This window comes from Candidatus Binatia bacterium (genome assembly GCA_035631035.1).
Lineage (GTDB): Bacteria > Eisenbacteria > RBG-16-71-46 > SZUA-252 > SZUA-252 > DASQJL01.
Window position 1 is genome coordinate 34,200 of the sequence record DASQJL010000082.1, and the last position, 18,065, is coordinate 52,264.

The 18,065-nt window shown below is 71.8% G+C and carries 20 protein-coding genes; 3 read left to right on the forward strand and 17 right to left on the reverse strand.

Features of this window, described 5'->3' with window-relative positions; all coding sequences use genetic code 11:
• Nucleotides 1–17: 17 nt before the first annotated feature.
• The 16 genes from VE326_09025 to VE326_09100 form a co-directional block, all read right to left on the reverse strand.
• The gene (locus VE326_09025; GenBank protein HYJ33346.1) at nucleotides 18–1,037 is read right to left on the reverse strand and encodes a PfkB family carbohydrate kinase; all 1,020 of its coding nucleotides are present in this window, start codon (nucleotides 1,035–1,037) and stop codon (nucleotides 18–20) included.
• A complete protein-coding gene (gene dxr, locus VE326_09030; GenBank protein ID HYJ33347.1) occupies nucleotides 1,034–2,188 on the reverse strand; it encodes a 1-deoxy-D-xylulose-5-phosphate reductoisomerase in 1,155 nt (384 codons plus the stop codon). The genes VE326_09025 and dxr overlap by 4 nt, the downstream gene beginning before the upstream one ends.
• A complete protein-coding gene (locus tag VE326_09035) occupies nucleotides 2,185–3,138 on the reverse strand; it encodes a phosphatidate cytidylyltransferase (protein HYJ33348.1) in 954 nt (317 codons plus the stop codon). The genes dxr and VE326_09035 overlap by 4 nt, the downstream gene beginning before the upstream one ends.
• Nucleotides 3,095–3,841: a polyprenyl diphosphate synthase gene (uppS, locus tag VE326_09040; GenBank protein ID HYJ33349.1), complete on the reverse strand. Its 747-nt coding sequence runs from the start codon at nucleotides 3,839–3,841 to the stop codon at nucleotides 3,095–3,097. The genes VE326_09035 and uppS overlap by 44 nt, the downstream gene beginning before the upstream one ends.
• Nucleotides 3,842–3,864: 23 nt before the next feature.
• On the reverse strand, nucleotides 3,865–4,422 hold the full coding sequence (gene frr, locus VE326_09045; protein HYJ33350.1) for a ribosome recycling factor: 558 nt from the start codon (nucleotides 4,420–4,422) through the stop codon (nucleotides 3,865–3,867).
• A 2-nt stretch (nucleotides 4,423–4,424) separates the two neighbouring features.
• Nucleotides 4,425–5,165 (reverse strand): UMP kinase, encoded by a 741-nt coding sequence (gene pyrH, locus VE326_09050; GenBank protein HYJ33351.1) that lies wholly within the window; start codon nucleotides 5,163–5,165, stop codon nucleotides 4,425–4,427.
• Nucleotides 5,166–5,173: 8 nt separating this feature from the next.
• Complete coding sequence (gene tsf / locus VE326_09055; GenBank protein HYJ33352.1) at nucleotides 5,174–5,770, reverse strand: translation elongation factor Ts; 597 nt, start codon at nucleotides 5,768–5,770, stop codon at nucleotides 5,174–5,176.
• Nucleotides 5,771–5,821: 51 nt separating this feature from the next.
• The gene (rpsB, locus tag VE326_09060) at nucleotides 5,822–6,583 is read right to left on the reverse strand and encodes a 30S ribosomal protein S2 (protein ID HYJ33353.1); all 762 of its coding nucleotides are present in this window, start codon (nucleotides 6,581–6,583) and stop codon (nucleotides 5,822–5,824) included.
• A 127-nt stretch (nucleotides 6,584–6,710) separates the two neighbouring features.
• A complete protein-coding gene (rpsI, locus tag VE326_09065; GenBank protein ID HYJ33354.1) occupies nucleotides 6,711–7,100 on the reverse strand; it encodes a 30S ribosomal protein S9 in 390 nt (129 codons plus the stop codon).
• Nucleotides 7,101–7,102: 2 nt separating this feature from the next.
• Nucleotides 7,103–7,552, reverse strand: coding sequence for a 50S ribosomal protein L13 (gene rplM, locus VE326_09070; protein HYJ33355.1), 450 nt, complete (start codon nucleotides 7,550–7,552; stop codon nucleotides 7,103–7,105).
• Between the two features lie 57 nt (nucleotides 7,553–7,609).
• Entirely contained in the window at nucleotides 7,610–8,659 is a 1,050-nt protein-coding gene (gene mtnA / locus VE326_09075) for an S-methyl-5-thioribose-1-phosphate isomerase (GenBank protein ID HYJ33356.1), read from the reverse strand.
• 11 nt (nucleotides 8,660–8,670) lie between these two features.
• Nucleotides 8,671–9,339, reverse strand: coding sequence for a Maf family protein (locus VE326_09080; GenBank protein HYJ33357.1), 669 nt, complete (start codon nucleotides 9,337–9,339; stop codon nucleotides 8,671–8,673).
• A gap of 22 nt (nucleotides 9,340–9,361) precedes the next feature.
• A complete protein-coding gene (gene dtd, locus VE326_09085) occupies nucleotides 9,362–9,805 on the reverse strand; it encodes a D-aminoacyl-tRNA deacylase (protein HYJ33358.1) in 444 nt (147 codons plus the stop codon).
• A complete protein-coding gene (locus VE326_09090; protein ID HYJ33359.1) occupies nucleotides 9,802–12,006 on the reverse strand; it encodes a bifunctional (p)ppGpp synthetase/guanosine-3',5'-bis(diphosphate) 3'-pyrophosphohydrolase in 2,205 nt (734 codons plus the stop codon). The genes dtd and VE326_09090 overlap by 4 nt, the downstream gene beginning before the upstream one ends.
• A gap of 2 nt (nucleotides 12,007–12,008) precedes the next feature.
• The gene (gene recJ / locus VE326_09095) at nucleotides 12,009–13,766 is read right to left on the reverse strand and encodes a single-stranded-DNA-specific exonuclease RecJ (GenBank protein ID HYJ33360.1); all 1,758 of its coding nucleotides are present in this window, start codon (nucleotides 13,764–13,766) and stop codon (nucleotides 12,009–12,011) included.
• Nucleotides 13,767–13,848: 82 nt separating this feature from the next.
• A complete protein-coding gene (locus VE326_09100) occupies nucleotides 13,849–14,652 on the reverse strand; it encodes an SDR family oxidoreductase (protein ID HYJ33361.1) in 804 nt (267 codons plus the stop codon).
• A 52-nt stretch (nucleotides 14,653–14,704) separates the two neighbouring features.
• Between VE326_09100 and VE326_09105 the strand changes: the two genes are divergently transcribed.
• From VE326_09105 to bshB1, 3 genes are read left to right on the forward strand one after another with little or no spacing between them, the layout of a single operon-like run.
• Nucleotides 14,705–15,043 (forward strand): hypothetical protein, encoded by a 339-nt coding sequence (locus VE326_09105; protein HYJ33362.1) that lies wholly within the window; start codon nucleotides 14,705–14,707, stop codon nucleotides 15,041–15,043.
• A 3-nt stretch (nucleotides 15,044–15,046) separates the two neighbouring features.
• Nucleotides 15,047–16,042, forward strand: a complete 996-nt coding sequence (glpX, locus tag VE326_09110; GenBank protein ID HYJ33363.1) for a class II fructose-bisphosphatase — start codon at nucleotides 15,047–15,049, stop codon at nucleotides 16,040–16,042.
• A gap of 4 nt (nucleotides 16,043–16,046) precedes the next feature.
• Entirely contained in the window at nucleotides 16,047–16,847 is an 801-nt protein-coding gene (bshB1, locus tag VE326_09115) for a bacillithiol biosynthesis deacetylase BshB1 (protein HYJ33364.1), read from the forward strand.
• Here bshB1 and VE326_09120 read toward each other — a convergent pair.
• Complete coding sequence (locus VE326_09120) at nucleotides 16,837–18,060, reverse strand: DUF1028 domain-containing protein (protein HYJ33365.1); 1,224 nt, start codon at nucleotides 18,058–18,060, stop codon at nucleotides 16,837–16,839. The two genes, bshB1 and VE326_09120, sit on opposite strands and share 11 nt — an antisense overlap.
• Between the last annotated feature and the right edge of the window lie 5 nt (nucleotides 18,061–18,065).

An 18,065-nucleotide genomic window follows, 5' to 3' on the forward strand; every position in this document is an offset into this window, starting at 1 on the left:
CCCCCGCCGCGACCCGATCACCGGAGCCGCGGAACCTCGTGCGCCTCGATGGCCGCGCGGAGCTCCGAGGCGTCCACGGTGGCCGTGCCCCGCTTCATCACGACGACCGAGGCCGCATAGGTCGAGAGCAGCGCCGCCTCGGCCTGCGACGCTCCCGCCGCCAGCGCGAGCGCGGCCGCGGCCGAGACCGCGTCCCCGGCGCCGGTCACGTCCGCGACGTCGGCCCCGCCGACGATCGGCACCGCCAGCGGAGAGCGCCGCCGTTCGATGAGCAGCATGCCGCCGCTCCCCCGCGTGATCCAGACCGCCTCGGCGGCGGCCGCCTTGCGGAGCGCCTCGCCCGCGCGGCGCAGCGACAAGGGGTCGAGGGAGTCGAGGTGGAACGCCTCCGCCACCTCGTGCTCGTTCGGGGTCAGCAGCGTGGCGCCGCGGAAGGAGCGGAGCGCGTAGCGCGAATCCACCACCGCCGGAATCCCCGCGCGCCGCGCGGCCGCGAGGGCGGCCCGCCGGACCGCGGGACCCAGGAGCCCGTAGCCGTAGTCGGAGAGGAGGACGGCATCGGAGCCGCGCACGGCGCGCTCGGCCGCGCGGACGAGGGGTCGGATCGCCGCGGGCGAAAGCGGTGCCGCGTGCCCGCGATCCATCCGCACGATCTGCTGGCGCGAGGCATGGCTCGATCCGGCGAGCACGCGCGTCTTCACGATCGTGCCGCCCGCACCGTCCCGCGCCAGCCAGCGGCCGTCCACCCCGATGGAGCGGAGCGCCCGCCGGAGATCGCGCCCCGCGGGATCGGCCCCGATCCGTCCGACGAGCCGGGCCGCCCCTCCCAGCGCGCGCACGTTCGCCGCGGCGTTCGACGCGCCGCCGGGCACGGCCCGCTCCTCCTCGAAGTCCAGGATCAGCACGGGGGCCTCGCGCGAGATGCGCGAGGAGCGGCCCACCCAGTAGCGGTCGAGCACCAGGTCGCCGATCACCGCGATCCGGCGTCCGCGGATCGCCCGCGCCAGGTCGAGGAGACGCTCGCGCGCGACGGTCACGGCGCGCTCCGCGCCTCGGCCAGGTCCAGCAGGCGGGCGCGCGCCCACGCGTCCGCGGCCCGGATCGATTCCAGGGTCAGCGGCTCTCCCGGCGCGTGCGCCGAGAGCACCTCGTCCACCAGCGGCATGAGGTCGACGAAGCGGATCTTCCGCGCGAGGAAGAGCCGCACCGCCTCCTCGTCGGCGGCGTTCAGCACCGCGGGCGCCGTGCCTCCGGAGGCGAGCGCGCGCCGGGCGAGGGCCAGTCCCGGCGAGCGCGCGGGATCGGGCGCCTCGAACGTGAGCGATCCCGCGCGCGCCAGGTCCAGGCGCGGCAGCTCCGACGCCCACCGCTCCGGATAGGAGAGGGCGTACAGGAGCGGAAGGCGCATGTCGGGACAGGAGAGCTGCGCCACGACCGAGCCGTCCACGAACTCCACCAGCGCGTGCACGATCGACTGCGGATGGATGACGACGTCGATCTGCGCGGGGTCGAGGCCGAAGAGCCAGCGCGCCTCGATGAGCTCGAACCCCTTGTTCATGAGGGTGGCCGAGTCCACGGTGATCCGCTCCCCCATCGACCAGGTCGGATGGCGGAGCACCTCTTCCGGCGTCACGCCGGCCAGCGTGGCGGGATCGCGGCGCAGGAAGGGGCCGCCCGAGGCGGTCAGGGTGACGCGGCGGATCGTGTCCAGCGCGCACCCTTCCAACGCCTGGTGGATGCCGCCGTGCTCCGAGTCCACCGGCACGATCGTGCCACCCCCCTGCGCGGCGACCCGTGCCAAGAGCTCCCCCGCGAGCACGACCGACTCCTTGTTCGCCAGCGCGACGCGCTTCCCGGCGTGGAGTGCCGCGATCGTGGGCGAGAGACCCGCGCTCCCGACGAGCGCGTTGACGACGACGTCGGCGTCGGGGTCCTCGGCCAGGCGCGTCGCCGCCAGGTCGCCGTCCAGCACCTCGCCGCGGAAGCGCGTTCGGAGCACGCGCGCGGCCTCGGGATCGGACAGGGCCACCCGGCTCACGCCGAACTCCTCGGCGGCGCGGAGCACCGATTCGACGTTCGCGCGCGCCGACAGGGACACGAGGCGCATCCGGTCGGGGTGGGCGCGCGCGAGCGCCTGCGCGGCCGCGCCGATCGAGCCGGTAGCGCCGAGGAGGGCGATCCGGATCATCGGTCCAGCACCCGGAAGAGGAGGTAGTAGGCCGTGACCGGAGCCGCGAAGAGGACGCTGTCAAAGCGGTCGAGGACGCCCCCGTGACCCGGAATGATCCGCGAGGTGTCCTTGGCGTCGGCGTCGCGTTTCAGCAGCGACTCGACGAGGTCGCCGAGCTGCCCCAGCACGCCGACCAGGGTCCCGAGCACGGCGGCGTCCAGGGCCGTGAGGTAGGGGGCGAACCAGGCGCGCGCCGCGAACGCGGCGCCCACCGCGGCGAGAAGCCCCGCGACCGCGCCCTCCACCGACTTCTGGGGGCTCACGTCGGGCATGAGCCGCGTCCTGCCGAAGGCGAGCCCGACGGCGTAGGCCGCCGTGTCGCAGATCCACACCAGGAAGAAGGGGAGGATCGCGAAGGAGGCGCCCAGCGCGTACGGCAGGCGCCACGCGCGCGGCAGCTCGCGGAGGAGCTCGATGTGGCTGCCGAACCAGCCGAGGTAGACGACGCCGAGGAGCGTGGCCGCGATGCTCCCCACGGCCTGCTTCCCCGCCCCGCGCCGGAGCTCCGCGAGCAGAATCGCCCCGGCGAGCACGGTGAAGAGCGCGCCCAGGTTCCACTCCGCCGTGCGCCCGGTCTGCAGGCGCAGGTAGGTGCCGACGGGCAGGAGCAGCCCCGCGAAGGTCCCCGACTTCCAGTGCGGCGCGAGCCCCTTCGATTCCATCATCCGATAGAACTCGCGGAGCCCGAGGCCGATCACGATCAGCGTGAACGCGAGCCAGACCAGCCCGCCCACGCGCGCCGCGAGCACGAAGAGCGGCAGGAAGACGACCGCGCTCGCGATCCGGAGCGGGAGGGCGGCGTCGCCGCGGGGCCGCCCGGCGGCGCCCTGGGCGTCCCGCGTCACGCCGTCCGGGACGGCGGGGTCAATCCGCGCGGCCGAAGCGCCGGCTTCGGTTTTGAAAGTCATAGACCGCCTGGTACAGGTGCCTGCGCCGGAAGTCGGGCCAGAGCGTGTCGGTCACCCAGAATTCGGCGTAGGCGAGCTGCCATAGGAGGAAGTTCGAAACCCGAAGCTCCCCGCTGGTGCGGATCAGGAGGTCGGGATCGGGGAGGCCGTCGGTGTCCAGCTGCGACTGGAAGTAGCTCTCGTCGATCTTCGTCAGCGGGATCCGCTGCTTCCGGTCGGCGGCCACGATCCGCCGAGCCGCGTCCACGATCTCGGCCCGCCCGCCATAGGAGATGGCGAGCACCAGGGTCAGCCCGGTCGAGCTCTCGAGGAACTGCATCGTCTCGGCCAGGATCGCGCGGCTCCGCTCGGGGAGGAGATCCACCCGGCCGATCGTGCGGAGCCGGACGTTGTTCTTCTTGAGCTCGTTCCGCTCTTCGCGGAGCACCTGCTCCAGGATCCGCCAGAGCCCGCGCACCTCGCCCGCGCGGCGCTCCCAGTTCTCGAGGGAGAAGGTGTAGAGGGTGAGGACGCGCACGCCCAGCTCGACGCATCCCTCGACCGCCTCGCGCACGGAGCGGCGGCCGGCGCGGTGCCCCATCAGCCGCGGGAGCCCGCGACGCTTGGCCCACCGTCCATTGCCGTCCATGATGATCGCGATGTGCTCGGGGACGGGCCGGCGGAGCACCTGGTCCAGGGTCGGAGCTTTGGATGGGGCGCGCATGCGATCCTCTTGCGCCGGGTCGCTCAGACCTCCATGACCTCGGCCTGCTTCTTGTGGAACAGTTCGTCCAGCATGCCGATGTAGCGGTCGTGGATCTTCTGGACCGCGTCATGCGTCTTCTTCGCGTCGTCCTCGGAGATCTTGTGCTCCCGCTCCAGCTTCTTCAGCTCGTCGTTGACCTCGCGCCGCACGGTGCGGACGCGCACGCGTCCGTCCTCGATCAGCTTGCCGAGGTGCTTGACCAGGTCCTTCCGCCGCTCCTCGGTCAGGGTCGGCAGCGTCAGGCGCACCACCGAGCCGTCGTCGGCCGGGTTCAGCCCCAGGTCCGATTTCTGGATCGCTTTCACGATCTCGGGAAGGATGGCGCGCTCCCAGGGCTGGATGACGAGCATGCGGGGCTCCGGCACGCTCACGCTAGCCACCTGCTGCAGCGGCGTGGGGTTGCCGTAGTACTCGACCTTGATGCCGTCGAGCAGCGCGGTCGTCGCGCGGTTCGTTCGAACGGTGGCGATCTCGTGCCGGATCGTCTCCACCGCCTTCTTCATCCGCTCTTCCGTCTGCTTCAGGATTTCAGGCCCCATCCCTAGACCTCCACGGCGACCCGGGTCCCCACGATCTCCCCGCGCAGCGCCCGGGCGAGATTGCCCGGAACGGTCACGTTGAAGACGAGGATCGGGAGCTGGTTGTCCATGCCCATCGTGAACGCCGTCATGTCCATCACGTTCAGGCGGCGATCGATGGCCTCCAGATAGCTGAGCGCGTCGAAGCGGACCGCATCGGGGTTCCGCATCGGATCATCGGTGAAGACGCCGTCGACCTTGGTGGCCTTGAGCAGCACGTCCGCGCGGATCTCGACCGCGCGAAGGACGGCGGCGGTGTCGGTGGTGAAGTAGGGATGCCCCGTGCCGGCGGCGAGGATGACGACGCGGCCCTTCTCGAGGTGGCGCACGGCGCGGCGGCGGATGTAGGGCTCGGCCAGGGAGCGCATCTCGATCGCGGAGAGGACCCGCGTCGAGAGGTCGCGGTCCTCGAGCGCGTCCTGGAGCGCCAGGGCGTTGATGACGGTGCCGAGCATCCCCATGCTGTCGGCCGTCGTGCGGTCGAGGGCGCCGCCGGTCGCCGTGCCGCGGATCATGTTGCCGCCGCCGATCACGATGCCGACCTGCGTCCCGGCGCGCGCGCCCTCGACGATCTCGTCCGCCACCCGCCCGAGGGCCTCGGCGTCGATGCCGAAACGAGCCTCCCCGGCGAGGATCTCTCCGCTCAGCTTGAGCAGGACCCGATGGGGCGCGGGGGCTCCGGACGAGGCGGACGAAGGGGCCATGTCCGGGCTCAGGCTTCCCCGATCTTGAACTTGGCGAAGCGCCGCACGACGATGTTCTCGCCGAGCTTCGCGATCGCCTGGTCCAGCAGCTCCTTCACCTTCCGGTCGGGATCGCGGATGGTCGGCTGCTCGAGAAGCACGACCTCCTCGTACATCTTCTCGATCTTCCCGTCGACGATCTTCTGGATGACGGCTTCGGGCTTGCCCGTCGCCTTGGCCTGCTCCGTCAGAATCGCGCGCTCCCCCGCGAGGAACGCCGGATCGAGCGACGTGCGGTCGACCGCCTGGGCGTTGGTCGCCGCGACCTGCATCGCGAGGTGCCGGACGAGCTGCTTGAAGTCGTCGGTGCGCGCGACGAAGTCGGTCTCACAGTTCACTTCGATCAACACCCCGAGCTGGTCGCCGGGATGGATGTAGGCGTGGACGGTGCCCTGGCGCACCTCGCGGCCGGCCTTGGCCGACGCGCGGGCCATGCCCGACTTGCGCAGCACCTCGATCGCCTTCTCGATGTCGCCGTTCGCTTCGGCCAGGGCTTTCTTGCACTCCATCATGCCCGCGCCGGTCCGCTCGCGCAGGTCCTTCACGTGCGAGGCGGTGATCGTCATGGAACACTCCTTCCTTCGTTCGGGATTCGGATGCGGGGGATCGGGCGGGCGCTAGGCGCTCGCGACCGCGGGCGTCTCGGGCGCCGCTCCGGCCTGGGCCGCCATCGCCTCGCGGTCCGCGCCCTCCTGCATCTCCTGGCGCGAGTTCATCAGCGTGTCGGAGACGAAGCGGCTGAACAGCCGGATCGCCCGGATCGCGTCGTCGTTCCCCGGCAGCGGGAAGTCGATCACGTCGGGATCGCAGTTGGTGTCCACGACGCCGATCACGGGGATGGCGAGCCGGTTCGCCTCGGCCACGGCAATCCGCTCCTTCTTGGTGTCGATCACGAAGACGGCCGCCGGAAGCTGCGCCATCTCCTTGATGCCCGTGAAGATCTTCACGAGGCGCACCCGCTCCTTGTTGATCTGGGCCTGCTCCTTCTTCGACAGCTTCTCGAGGACGCCCTCGGCGTCCATCTTCTCGATTTCCTTGAAGCGGCGGATGTTCGACTTGATCGTCTTGAAGTTGGTGAGCATGCCGCCCAGCCAGCGCTCGTTCACGTACGGCATTCCCGAGCGCTCCGCCTCTTCCCGCACGGCGTCCTTCGCCTGGCGCTTGGTCCCGACGAACAGCACGGTGCCGTTGCGCCGCGCCACGCCCTCGAGGAGCGCGCGGGCGTCCTGGATCGCCTTCAGCGTCTTCTGGAGATCGATGATGTAGATGCCGTTCCGCTCGATGAAGATGAACTTCTTCATCTTGGGATTCCAGCGGCGGGTCTGGTGCCCGAAGTGGACACCCGCTTCGAGCAGCTCCTTCATTCCAATGTCAGCCACGTCCAAACCTCCGGTCTTGTGCCTCCGCCCCTTCGATCCTACGGGCCCCCTCGCGCGAGGGAGACCGCCCGAGGCCCGGGGCGTGCGTAGTGGCGGCTCCCGTAGCGGGAGCCGCGGAACAACTCGTTTACCGCTTGGAGAACTGGAAGCGCTTCCGCGCCCCCGCCTGCCCGTACTTCTTCCGCTCCTTCATGCGCGCATCGCGCGTGAGGAACCCCTCCTTGCCGAGGAGCCCGCGGAGCGCCGGGTCGATCACCTGGAGCGCGCGCGCCACCCCGAGCGACACCGCACCGGCCTGGCCGGCCGGACCGCCGCCGCGAACGAGCGCGATGACGTCGTACTTGTCCGCCAGGTTCGTCGCGAGGAGCGGCTCCGTCGCCATCCGGGTGAGCACCATGCGGCAGAAATAGCGGTCGAACTCCACGCCGTTCACCGTACGCTTCCCGTTTCCCGGGACCAGCCGCACGCGCGCCACCGACGTCTTCCGCCGTCCGGTCGCCATGACTGGATTGGCCATCGTCACGCACCTCCCGTCGCGCCGGGCATCGGGAACGGACGCGGCATCTGGGCCGCGTGCGGATGCTCCGATCCGGCGTAGACCTTGAGCTTCTTCATCATCGCGCGTCCCAGCCGGTTCTTCGGCATCATCCCCTTCACCGCGAGGCGGATGATCTCATCCGGCTTCTGCGCCTGGAGGTCGCGGAACCGGGTCCGCGTGTCGCCGCCCGGATAGAGCGAGTGGCGGAAGTAGATCTTGTTGTCGCGCTTCCGCCCCGTCACCAGCACCTTCTCGGCGTTGACGACGATCACGTTGTCGCCCACGTCGAGGTGCGTGGAATAGGTCGGTTTCCGTTTTCCCTTGAGCACGCTCGCGATTTCACTCGCGAGGCGCCCCAGGATCTGCCCCTCGGCGTCCACGACGTACCAATCCTGCGTGATCTCCGAGGCGCGTACCGAGTACGTGCCCATCGATTCGACCTCCACTGACGATTGTTGGAACGAGCAAACGCTAGAGGATACGGGCGCTTACACCACCCTGTCAACCACCGCGGCCGGGACCTCGCCGGGGCGGGCGGCGCCCCGCTCCGTGACCACCCAGGAGACGAACCGCGCGGGGGTGACGTCGAAGGCCGGGTTGCGCCCCAGGACGCCGGGCGCCGCCGTCGGAATCCCGCGCAAGAGCGTCACTTCCGAGGAGTCGCGCTCCTCGATCGGGATCGAGGCACCGTCCTCGAGCGAGGGATCCATCGTGGAGGTCGGGGCCACCACGATGAACGGGACGTCCGAGGCGTGTGCGGCCAGGGCCAGCCCGTAGGTGCCGATCTTGTTCGCGACGTCCCCGTTCCGGGCGATCCGGTCGGCGCCCACGAGCACCGCCTCGATCCCCTCCCGCGCGATCACGTGCGCCGCGGCGCCGTCAGCGATCAGCCGCGGCTGGACTCCGGCGCGCACAAGCTCCCAGGCGGTGAGGCGCGCGCCCTGGAGGAGCGGACGAGTCTCCGTGTGCCACACCTCGACGGCGCCGGGGTGGCGGCGATGCACCTCGAGGATCACGCCGAGCGCGGTGCCGCCGCCGCCCGTGGCGAGCCCCCCGGTGTTGCAGTGCGTGAGGAATCGCCGCCGTCCTCCGAGGAGCGCCGCCCCGTGGGCGGCCATGGCGCGCGACGCGGCGCGATCCTCCTCCCAGATCGCCTCCGCTTCCCGCTGGGCGCGCGCCGCGATCGCGCCCGCGTCCGCCCCTTCCGCGGCGGCCGCGCCGCACGCCGCGAGCGTCCGGTCCACGGCCCACGCCAGATTCACCGCCGTGGGACGCGTCGCGCGAAGGCGCGCGCCCGACTCGCGGAGCGCCGCGAGGAGCGAGGCCGGGTCGCGGGATCCGCCGGCGCGGCGGCGCGCTTCCGCGGCGAGCGCGAGCGCGGCCGCGATCCCGATGGCCGGCGCGCCGCGGACGGCGAGCCGCGCGATCGCGTCGGCCATCGCGGCGGCGCCGTCGATCGCGATCCACGATTCCCGTTCCGGCAGGAGCGTCTGGTCCAGGACCTCGAGCGCGCCCTTCTCGATGCGGAGCGGATCCATGCCGGGCCGGCTCAGGGTTCCCGGACCGATGCTTCGCGCAAGAGCCCGAGCAGATGCTTCAGGTGGCTCAGCGGAAGCCCGACCACGTTGGAATAGGACCCCTCGATCGCCTCCACGAACAGCGCGCCTCCCCCCTGCACGGCGTAGGCGCCGGCCTTGTCGAGCGGCTCTCCGGTGGCGACGTACCGCTCCACCTCCGCCGAGCCGATCCGGGCGAACTTGACGATGCTGCGCACCGCCTCGCCCAGTCCCCGCTCTTCGGCCGGGTCGAGGATGAAGAGGCCGGTCCAGACCTCGTGCACGCGCCCGGACAAAAGCCCGAGCATGCGCGCGGCGTCCGCGCGATCGGCGGGCTTGCCCAGGATGACGCGGTCGATCACCACGACCGTGTCGGCGCCGACGTAGACCGTCTCCTCGGGCGCACCCTCCCCCGTGGGACCCGCTGCCGCGCCCCGGCCGGCGCCCGCGGCTTCGCGGGCCGCCCGCGAAGCGCGCGCCTTTGCTTCCGCCAGGCGCAGCACGTGGGCATCGGGGCGTTCCCCGGGGAGCGCGCTCTCGTCCAGGTCCACCGGCGCGGTCTCGAAGTGGGCCCCCACCAGCGTGAGGAGCTCGGCGCGACGCGGCGAGCGCGACGCGAGCCAGAGCTTGGGGCCGAGCGGATTCAGCAGATTGGGGCGCATGGGCGCCGGACCTCCCCCGGTCTCACGACGGCGTCTCGAGGAGAAAGGTGGCCGGGCCCTCGTTCACGAGCTCGACCCGCATCGACGCGCCGAAGCGGCCGCGGCGGACCGGGACCCCCGAGCCCTCGAGCGCCGCACAGAAGCGCTCGTACGCCGCCTCGGCCGCGACCGGCGGCGCGGCCGGGTCGAACCCCGGCCGGCGGCCTCGGGACACGTCGGCCACCAGCGTGAATTGGGATACGACGAGCGCCTCTCCCGCCACGTCGAGGACGGAGCGGTTCATCCGCCCCGCCTCGTCCTCGAAGATGCGAAGCAGGGCGCAGCGCTCGGCGAGACGGGGTGCCGCGGCATCCGGATCGGATGCGGCGACCCCGAGCAGGATCAAGAGCCCGGTCCCGATCCGCGCGATCTCCTCCTCCTCCACCCGCACCGCGGCGCGGCTGACGCGCTGGAGGAGCGCCCTCACGAAGCGAGACCGGCTTCCCCGTGGCCCGGCTTGCCGAAGACCTGCTCGCGCTCGACGGCATCCACGCCGTCCACGTTCTCGATCGCGCGCATCACCTCGCGAAGGTGCGCCAGGTCGCGCACCTCGACCACGAACGCGCCGCGGGCGTTCCGGTCGTTCGCCTTGATCCCGGCGGTCCGGATGTTCGTGTTCGTGGTCGAGATCGCCTTGGCGATGTCGGCGAGGAGGCTCTTCCGATCCTGGCCGAAGATCGAGAGCTTCACGGTGAAGGAGTCCTCGGGCTTGGCGCTCCAATCCACGACCATCCGCCGCTCCGCCGGCACGCGGTCGTCGAACGTGTTCGGGCAGTCGGTGCGGTGCACGGTCACGCCGCGTCCGCGCGTCACGATGCCGACGACCGGATCGCCGGGCACCGGCTGGCAGCACTTGGCGTAGGCGACCATCAGGTTGTCGACGCCCTGGATGCGCACGCCGTGTCCGGGCCGCCCGGTGATCGCGCGGATGGTCTCGAGCGAGGCCTCCTTGAGGCGCTGCACCGGGCCGCCGCCGTCGGGGATCCACTTGCCGATCACCTGCTGCACCGAGAGGTTCCCCTGTCCCAGCGCGGCGTAGAGCCCGTTCACGTCGGGATGCCCCATCGACTGCGCGAGGCTCTCGACGGAGACGTCCGGAGGAGGGGTGAGACGCCGGCGCCGCAGCTCGCGCTCGAGGATCTCTTTCCCCAGCGCGACGCTGTCGGAATGCTCGGCCACCTTGAGCCAGTGGCGGATCTTGGAGCGCGCCGCGTGCGTGCGCACCAGCTTCAGCCAGTCGCGGTTCGGTTTGGCGCCCGGCGACGTGATGATCTGCACCGTGTCGCCGCTTCGAAGCTCGGTGCGGAGCGCCACGATCCTTCCGTTCACCTTGGCGCCGACGCAGTGGTTCCCCACCTGCGTGTGCACGAGGTAGGCGAAGTCGAGCGGCGTGGCGCCGCGCGGCAGCCGCCGCAGGTCCCCCCGCGGCGTGAAGACGAAGACCTCGTCCTGGTAGAGGCTCGTCTTGAGGTACTCCATGAACTCGTCGGGATCGCCCATGGTCGCGCTCTGGAAGTCCGCCCCGCGCAGGAGCGGCGCCAGCTTCGCCTCGAGCTCCGCGTCCTGCCGCCCCCCCTCCTTGTACCGGTAGTGCGCCGCGACGCCGAGCTCCGCGATCTGGTGCATCTCGGCCGTGCGAATCTGGAACTCGACCATGAGGCCGCCGGGGGCCACGACCGTGGTGTGCAGCGACTGGTACATGTTGCTCTTGGGCGTCGCGATGTAGTCCTTGAAGCGCTCGTGGACGGGCGTGAAGAGGTCGTGCACCACGCCGAGGACCCGATAGCACTCGGTCTTGTCGCGCGTGATCACCCGGATGCCCAGGAGGTCGAAGATCTCCTCGAACGCGCGCTCCTGCGCGCGCATTTTCCGGTAGATCGATTCCAGGTGTTTCGGGCGCCCCATGACGTCGGCCTTGATGCCGGCCGCGACGAGGCGGTCCTTCACCGGCCCCATCACCTCCTGGATCTGCCGCTCGCGCTCCTCGCGCTTCAGCGCCACCTTCTGGCGCAGCTCCTGGAACGCCTCGAAGTCGAGGTGCTTCAGGCAGAGGTCGTCCAGCTCCCACTTGATCCGCGCGATGCCGAGCCGGTGCGCGAGCGGCGCGTAGATCTCGCGCGTCTCGCGCGCGATGGCGGCCGCGCGCTCCGGATTCAGCGCGTTCAGGGTGCGCATGTTGTGGAGCCGGTCCGCCAGCTTGATCAGGATGACGCGCAGGTCGCGCGCCATGGAGAGGAGCATCTTCCGAAAGTTCTCCGCCTGCTCCGTCTCGGGGCGGTCGAAGTGGAGTCCGCTGATCTTGGTCACGCCGTCCACGAGCGCCGCGACCTCCGGCCCGAACGCGCGCTGGATGGCCGGGAGGTCGATCTCGGTGTCCTCGACCACGTCGTGGAGGAGCGCGGCCTCGAGCAGCGTGTCGTCCAGGCCGGTCCCCAGCAGGTCCACGAGGATCGCGGCCACCGCGACCGAATGGGTCACGAACGGCTCGCCGGAGCGGCGCTTCTGGTCGACGTGCGCGCGCGCGGCGAATTCGTAGGCCTCGCGGACCTTCTCGAGATGGAAGGGCTTGCCGGTCTTGTGCAGCGCCTCGAGGAGCGGCCCCAAGGCGTCCGGGGGGGCCGGGACCACGGTCAGCGGACCTGGATGTCGCGCAGCTTGAGCTGGAGGCGCGACCGATTCTGCCAGACGTTGATCGTGGGGACGAACGCCACGGAGAGCTTGCCGCCGTTCTGCGCGATGACGCTGGCCATGTGTCCCATGCCGAACCCGATGCAGTCGAGATCCCGACCGCTCTGGCGGATGGTGAGCTTGAGGTGGTTGCGGCTCACGACGGCCGGCGGCAGGGAGAGCTTCACGTCGTCGGCCACGAACAGCGGCTCGGCGTTGCCGATCCCGAACGGCGCGAGCCGGTCCAGCGCCTGGACCAAGTCCTCGTTCAGGTGCTCGAGGTCGATCGGGCCGTCGATCGAGAGCTTGGGGATGAAATCGTCGGGCAGCACCTTGGAGCGCACCACGTCGCACAGCTGGTCGCGGAACGCCTCGAGGCACTCGGTCCGGATCGTGAGGCCGGCGGCGTAGGAGTGGCCGCCGAAGCCGAGGAGGTGCGCGCGGCACTCCTGGAGCGCCAGGCAGACGTCGAAGCCGGGAATGCTCCGCCCCGAGCCCTTCCCCTCGTCGCCGTCGGAGGCGATGAGGATCGTCGGCCGGTGAAATCGCTCGATGAGCCGCGACGCGACGATCCCGAGCACGCCGGGATGCCACCGGTCGGACCAGAGGACGATGGCGGGGGGAAGGTCGGCGCCGTGCTTCTGGAGCTGGTCGAGCGCGTCCTCCAGCGTGGACTCGTCGATCTTCTTCCGGTTCGCGTTGTCCTCCTCGAGGCTCTCCGCGATGATCGCCGCCTCGCGCGGGTCGTTCGAGAGGAGCAGGCGCACGCCGCTCTCCGCGTTCCCGAGCCGGCCCGCCGCGTTGATGCGCGGCGCCAGGATGTAGGCCACGTGGCCGCTCTCGACCCGCCGCGTGCGGAGACCCGCCACCTCCTTGAGCGCCGCGATCCCGGGCTTGTCGGAATGGCAGAGGCGCTCCAGGCCGATCTTGGCGAACACGCGGTTCTCCCCCACCAGCGGGACGACGTCGGCGATCGTGCCGAGCGCGACCAGGTCGAGGTGGTGGAAGACGAAATCGGGCGGGAGCACGTCGGGGCGCCGCGCGGCAAGCCCCTGCACCAGCTTGAAGACCACCCCCACCCCCGCGAGCTCCTTGAAGGCGTAGGGGCAGTCCTTGCGCTTGGGATTGAGCACGGCGCAGGCCTGCGGCAGCTCCCCGAGGGGCTCGTGATGGTCGGTCACGATGACGTCGATCCCCTCCTTCCGCGCGAGGAGGACCTCGTTCGTGGCGGTGATGCCGCAGTCGGCGGTGATCACGAGGCGGATGCGGCGCTTGCGCGCCACGTCCACGCCCCGTTCCGAGAATCCGTAACCGTCCCGGATCCGGTCGGGGATGAAGTAGGAGACCTTGGCGCCCATCTCCGCCAGCGCGGCCGTCAGGAGCGACGTGGAGGTGATGCCATCCACGTCGTAGTCGCCGTAGACCAGGATCGACTCGCGCGCGGCGACGGCCTGCAGGACCCGGTCCACCGCGCGGTCCATGTCGCGCATGGTGAACGCGTCCAGCAGCCGGTCGGTCGAGGGGACCAGGAACGATTCGACCTGCGCGGAGGAGGTGAAGCCGCGGTTGGCGAGGAGCCGCGCGAACGTGTCGGAAACGCCCAGCTCGGTCTTGAGCCGTTCCGCCAGCTCGGGAGCGGCGGGGCTCTTCAGGACCCAGGTCTTGGGCGTGGACGGACGCAAAGGCACCTCGGGGAGGCTGAAACGGACATTCGGGAACATGAGGCCACGCTCATTGTAACACCTTGCGCAACCGGCATCAACGGCCGGGACTCCAGGGAGTTACGCAGGCCGACGCCGGGGGTCAGAGCAGGTATCCGCCCGAAACCGGGAGCGCGGCGCCGGTGATGTATCCCGACTCCTCGGCCAGGAGGAAGAGCGCGGCGCGCGCCACCTCTCCCGGCGTCCCCAGGCGGCGTGCCGGGATCTTGGCCGAGGCGGCGGCCGCCGCCCACCGCGCCGGCGTGCCGGGGGTCCGGATCACGCCCGGGAGGATGACGTTGACCGTGATCCCGTGCTCCGCTTCCTCCTGCGCCGCGCTCCGCGCGAGGGTGAGCAGCGCGATCTTCGCGGCGCGATAGCCGTGCGCGAGCGACGCCGCGCGCGGCGTGTCCCCGCCGGCGACGCCGAAGAGGAGCACCCGCCCGAAGCGCCGCCGGCGCATTGCGGGAAGCGCGGCATGGAGGAGCGCGACCGCGCCGGTCACGTTGGAGCGGACGAGCGCTTCCCAGCGCTCGGGCGTGAGGGCCCGGAGCGGCCCCTCCCAGTAGTCGCCCGCCGCGTGCACGACGATGTCGGGGGCGGCGTGCCCCAGCCGTCCGCGTCCCCCGCGTCCTCCGGCGCCGGCGCCGGCGAGGCGGACCAGCCGTTGCGCCGTGCCGGGGCGCGTCACGTCGCCCCGGGCGGTGCGGAGGCTCAGTCCTCGCGCCGCGGCGGTCTCGCGCAGTGCGGCAAGCGAGACCGCCGAACGCCCCACCGCCAGCACGCGGCACCCCTCGCGCGCGAGCGCGATGGCCACGGCGCGGCCCAGGCCGCGGCTGCCCCCGACGACGAGGGCCGTGCGTCCCTGGAATCCGGTCGCGAGCGGGGCATCTTCTTTCGGGGCCATGGGCTGTGGTACTATAGGCGGCTCAGTCCGCAAGTCAATCGAGGGCCGATCCATGAACGACCAGCGCTGGGAAGAGGTGCTCCGCCGCCTCGACAAGCACTTCGGGAACCTCGAATTCGACGAGTCCGAGGACGAGGAGACCCACGCCGTCTCCGAATCCGTCACGTGGGAGAGCCCCCAGGGCCGGATGAAGCTGGTCCGCACCACGAAGCCGCTCGTCGTCGACAAGAAGATGCACTACTCGAACCGCGCCGGCGGCGGCACCCACGTCGAATACGTCTACTCCAAGACCGAATCCACCAGCCGCATCCGCCTGTTCCGCTGGAACGGATCGCTGAACGACTGGGACGAGATCGACGCCACCGCCCTGACCGGGCCGGAGGCCCGCTAGACCGTGGACCGCCACGTCGGCCTGGACCTGGTCCGCGTCACCGAAGCGGCCGCGCTCGCCTGCGCGCGATTCATGGGCCGCGGCGACGCGCACGGGGCCGACCAGGCCGCCGTGACCGCGATGCGGCGCGCGTTCGACAACGTGGACATCCGCGGCACGGTCGTGATCGGCGAGGGGGAGCGCGACGAGGCGCCCATGCTCTACATCGGGGAGCGCGTCGGCTCGGGGTACGGCGCCGAGGTGGACATCGCGCTCGACCCGCTGGAGTGCACGAACTCGGTGGCGTACGGCCGCGACAACGCCCTCGCGGTGATCGCGCTCGCCCAGCGGGGCCATTTCCTCCACGCGCCCGACACCTACATGGAGAAGATCGCCGTCGGCGCCAAGGCCGCGAACGCGATCGACCTCTCCCGCTCCGTCGAGGAGAACCTCGAGTCGGTCGCCGCCGCCAAGGGGTACGACCTCGAGGACCTCACCGTCGTCGTGCTCGACCGGCCGCGCCACGAGGAGCTGATCCAGCGGATCCGGAAGGTCGGCGCGCGCATCCACCTGATCCCCGACGGCGACGTCTCGGCCGCGATGGCCACCGCCGTCGAGTCGACCGGCGTGGACGTGCTGCTGGGCATCGGCGGCGCGCCCGAGGGCGTGCTCGCGGCGGCGGCGCTCCGCTGCCTGGGCGGCGCGATGCAGGGGCGCCTCAGGTTCCGGAGCGACGAGGAGAAGGAGCGCGCGACGCGGATGGGGATCGTCGACCACGACCGGATCTACACCCAGACCGATCTCGCGCGCGGCGACTCCATCATCTTCGCCACGACCGGCGTCACCGACGGGGACATGCTCGACGGCGTCCGCTTCAGCGGGGACGGCGCCGAGACCCATTCGATGGTGATGCGCGCGGCCACGGGAACGGTGCGCATCTTGAGGACGAGCCACCGCTTCTCCGGACCGGACGGACGGCCGGTGAGCATCGAGCCGTTCGAAGCCTTCCACCGGTCCTGATCCCGTGGCGCCCCCGCGCGACCTCGATGCCTTCGATCCTCCCGAGTCACCGGACGGCCCTCCGCTCGACCTGCTCGCGATCGGCGCCCATCCCGACGACGTGGAGATCTCCTGCGGGGGGACGATCGCGGCCGCTGCCGCCGAGGGGCTCCGCGCCGGGATCCTCGATCTGACGCGCGGGGAGAGCGCGACCAACGGCACCCCCGAAATCCGCGCGGCGGAAGCGGCAGAGGCCGCGCGCCTCCTCGGCGCGTGCGGCCGCTGGAACGCGGGGCTGCCCGACGGAGCCCTCCACGCCCACGATCCCGAGCAGGTGCGCCGCGCGGTGCTCTGGCTGCGCGCCCTGCGCCCCGACGTCGTGGTCGTGCACTTCCCGCGCGACCGCCACCCCGACCACGTGGCCGCGTCCGAGCTGATCGACCGCGCCTCCTACCTGGCAGGGCTGCGCCGCTTCGAGAGCGTCGGGAACGCCGCCCCCTTCCGCCCGCGCGCGCGCTACCACTACGCCTCGCGCGTCGGCTTCGCGCCCTCGTTCGTCGTGGACGTGACGGCGCACTGGGAGGCGAAGCGGGCGGCGATTCTCGCGCACGGGAGCCAGGTGAGCCGCACGTCGGCGGAGGCGCGCCCCACTCCCTTGAATCGGGAGGGCTTCCTCGACTTCGTGGAATCGCGGGCGCGCCACTACGGCGGGATGATCGGCGTGACCTACGGCGAGCCGTTTCACGCCACGGAGCCGATCGGCGTCCGCGCGCTGGCCGCCTTCCTCCGGACGCCGCAGCCGGCACCCGGCTCGTTCACCGGCTAGGCGACGCCAGCGCCGCTTTCGCGGCGCGAAAGAGGCGGAGCCGCTCCGCGTAGCGCTCGTTCCCCCGCGACAGCCGCACCGCGCGCTCGGCCGCTTCGATCGCCCGCTCGAGATTCCCCGCCCGGTAGGCCGCCTCGGCCAGCGTGTCGAAGAGGTTCGGATCGTCGCTCCGCGCGGCCACCGCGGCCTCCGCGTAGCGCAGCGCCTCGGCGGGATCGCCTCCACGCGTCGCCAAAAACCACGCCAGCTCGTTCAAGGCATCCGCGTCCTTGGGACCGCCGGCCACCGCGGTGCGAAACCCGGCCTCCGCGGCGGCGTACTCGCGCGCGGCCGCCGCGTCGTCGCCGCGCCGCCTGGCAGCGTCGCCGTAACGGACATGCGCCGCGGGAAGGAACGTCTCGGCGTGGCGCGCGTAGATCCGGCCCAGGGCGCCGATCGGGTCCTTGTCCAGGTCCACCCGCAGATCAGTGATCCGGTCCGAGCCGGGGACGGAGCCCGTGCCGAACCGGGGCTCGGGCTCGGCCGCGGCGCGCACGACGAGGAGCGCCGCCGAGGCTTCCCTCCCCCGCGCCGCGAAGGGATCGCCGTCCGCGCGCTCGCCGGCTTCGAGCGCGGCGAGGAGCCGCGCGCCCAGATCGCCGCTCCGCTGCGCGAACGCCTCAGCCATCGCCTCGAGGGTCGCCGCACCCCGGAGGCCATAGCCGGCGCAGGCGAAGCTCGCGCCGAGTCGGGTGCCCGAAAATCCCGGCAGATGCGCGCCCGAGCGGGCCGCGGCGCGCCCGCCGCGCCCCACGACGATGCCCACGCGGGCCGCTGGATCGGTGCCGGCGGGCACGAGCAGGATCAGAGCGGAGTCGGGATCCATCCCGCGCGCGAGCGCGGAGGCCGCGGCGCGGAGATCCCCGGCCCCGGGTCCCAGCGAGAGGAGGGCGCCCGCTTCCGCCGAAGCTTCCAGGGCGCGCGCGCCCACCGCGATCTCGGAGGCGGCGCACGCCGCGCCCCAGGAACCGGTCGCGGAATCGAACGCGGCCGCGGCCAGGGCGGGACCCTGTCCCAGGACGACGCGGAGCGGAAGGGCGAGGGTGTCGGTTCGGGACGGGGACGGTGGCGGCGGCGCGGCACGCGGCGCCTGCGCGTGCGCGATGGGGCCGAGCACGGCCAGGGCGGCGACGAGCGCCGCGGCCGTGGCCGTGGCCCGGAGCGAGACCCTCATGAACG

Excerpts from the sequence above, each read along its gene's own strand:
- dxr (HYJ33347.1), bottom strand. The coding sequence starts at position 2,188 with ATGATCCGGATCGCCCTCCTCGGCGCTACCGGCTCGATCGGCGCGGCC.
- VE326_09120 (HYJ33365.1), bottom strand. The coding sequence starts at position 18,060 with ATGAGGGTCTCGCTCCGGGCCACGGCCACGGCCGCGGCGCTCGTCGCC.
- recJ (HYJ33360.1), bottom strand. The coding sequence starts at position 13,766 with ATGTTCCCGAATGTCCGTTTCAGCCTCCCCGAGGTGCCTTTGCGTCCG.
- rplM (HYJ33355.1), bottom strand. The coding sequence starts at position 7,552 with ATGGGCACGTACTCGGTACGCGCCTCGGAGATCACGCAGGATTGGTAC.
- pyrH (HYJ33351.1), bottom strand. The coding sequence starts at position 5,165 with ATGGCCCCTTCGTCCGCCTCGTCCGGAGCCCCCGCGCCCCATCGGGTC.
- mtnA (HYJ33356.1), bottom strand. The coding sequence starts at position 8,659 with ATGGATCCGCTCCGCATCGAGAAGGGCGCGCTCGAGGTCCTGGACCAG.
- frr (HYJ33350.1), bottom strand. The coding sequence starts at position 4,422 with ATGGGGCCTGAAATCCTGAAGCAGACGGAAGAGCGGATGAAGAAGGCG.
- rpsI (HYJ33354.1), bottom strand. The coding sequence starts at position 7,100 with ATGGCCAATCCAGTCATGGCGACCGGACGGCGGAAGACGTCGGTGGCG.
- VE326_09035 (HYJ33348.1), bottom strand. The coding sequence starts at position 3,138 with ATGACTTTCAAAACCGAAGCCGGCGCTTCGGCCGCGCGGATTGACCCC.
- uppS (HYJ33349.1), bottom strand. The coding sequence starts at position 3,841 with ATGCGCGCCCCATCCAAAGCTCCGACCCTGGACCAGGTGCTCCGCCGG.
- VE326_09105 (HYJ33362.1), top strand. The coding sequence starts at position 14,705 with ATGAACGACCAGCGCTGGGAAGAGGTGCTCCGCCGCCTCGACAAGCAC.
- tsf (HYJ33352.1), bottom strand. The coding sequence starts at position 5,770 with ATGACGATCACCGCCTCGCACGTGAAGGACCTGCGCGAGCGGACCGGC.
- VE326_09100 (HYJ33361.1), bottom strand. The coding sequence starts at position 14,652 with ATGGCCCCGAAAGAAGATGCCCCGCTCGCGACCGGATTCCAGGGACGC.
- VE326_09080 (HYJ33357.1), bottom strand. The coding sequence starts at position 9,339 with ATGCGCCCCAATCTGCTGAATCCGCTCGGCCCCAAGCTCTGGCTCGCG.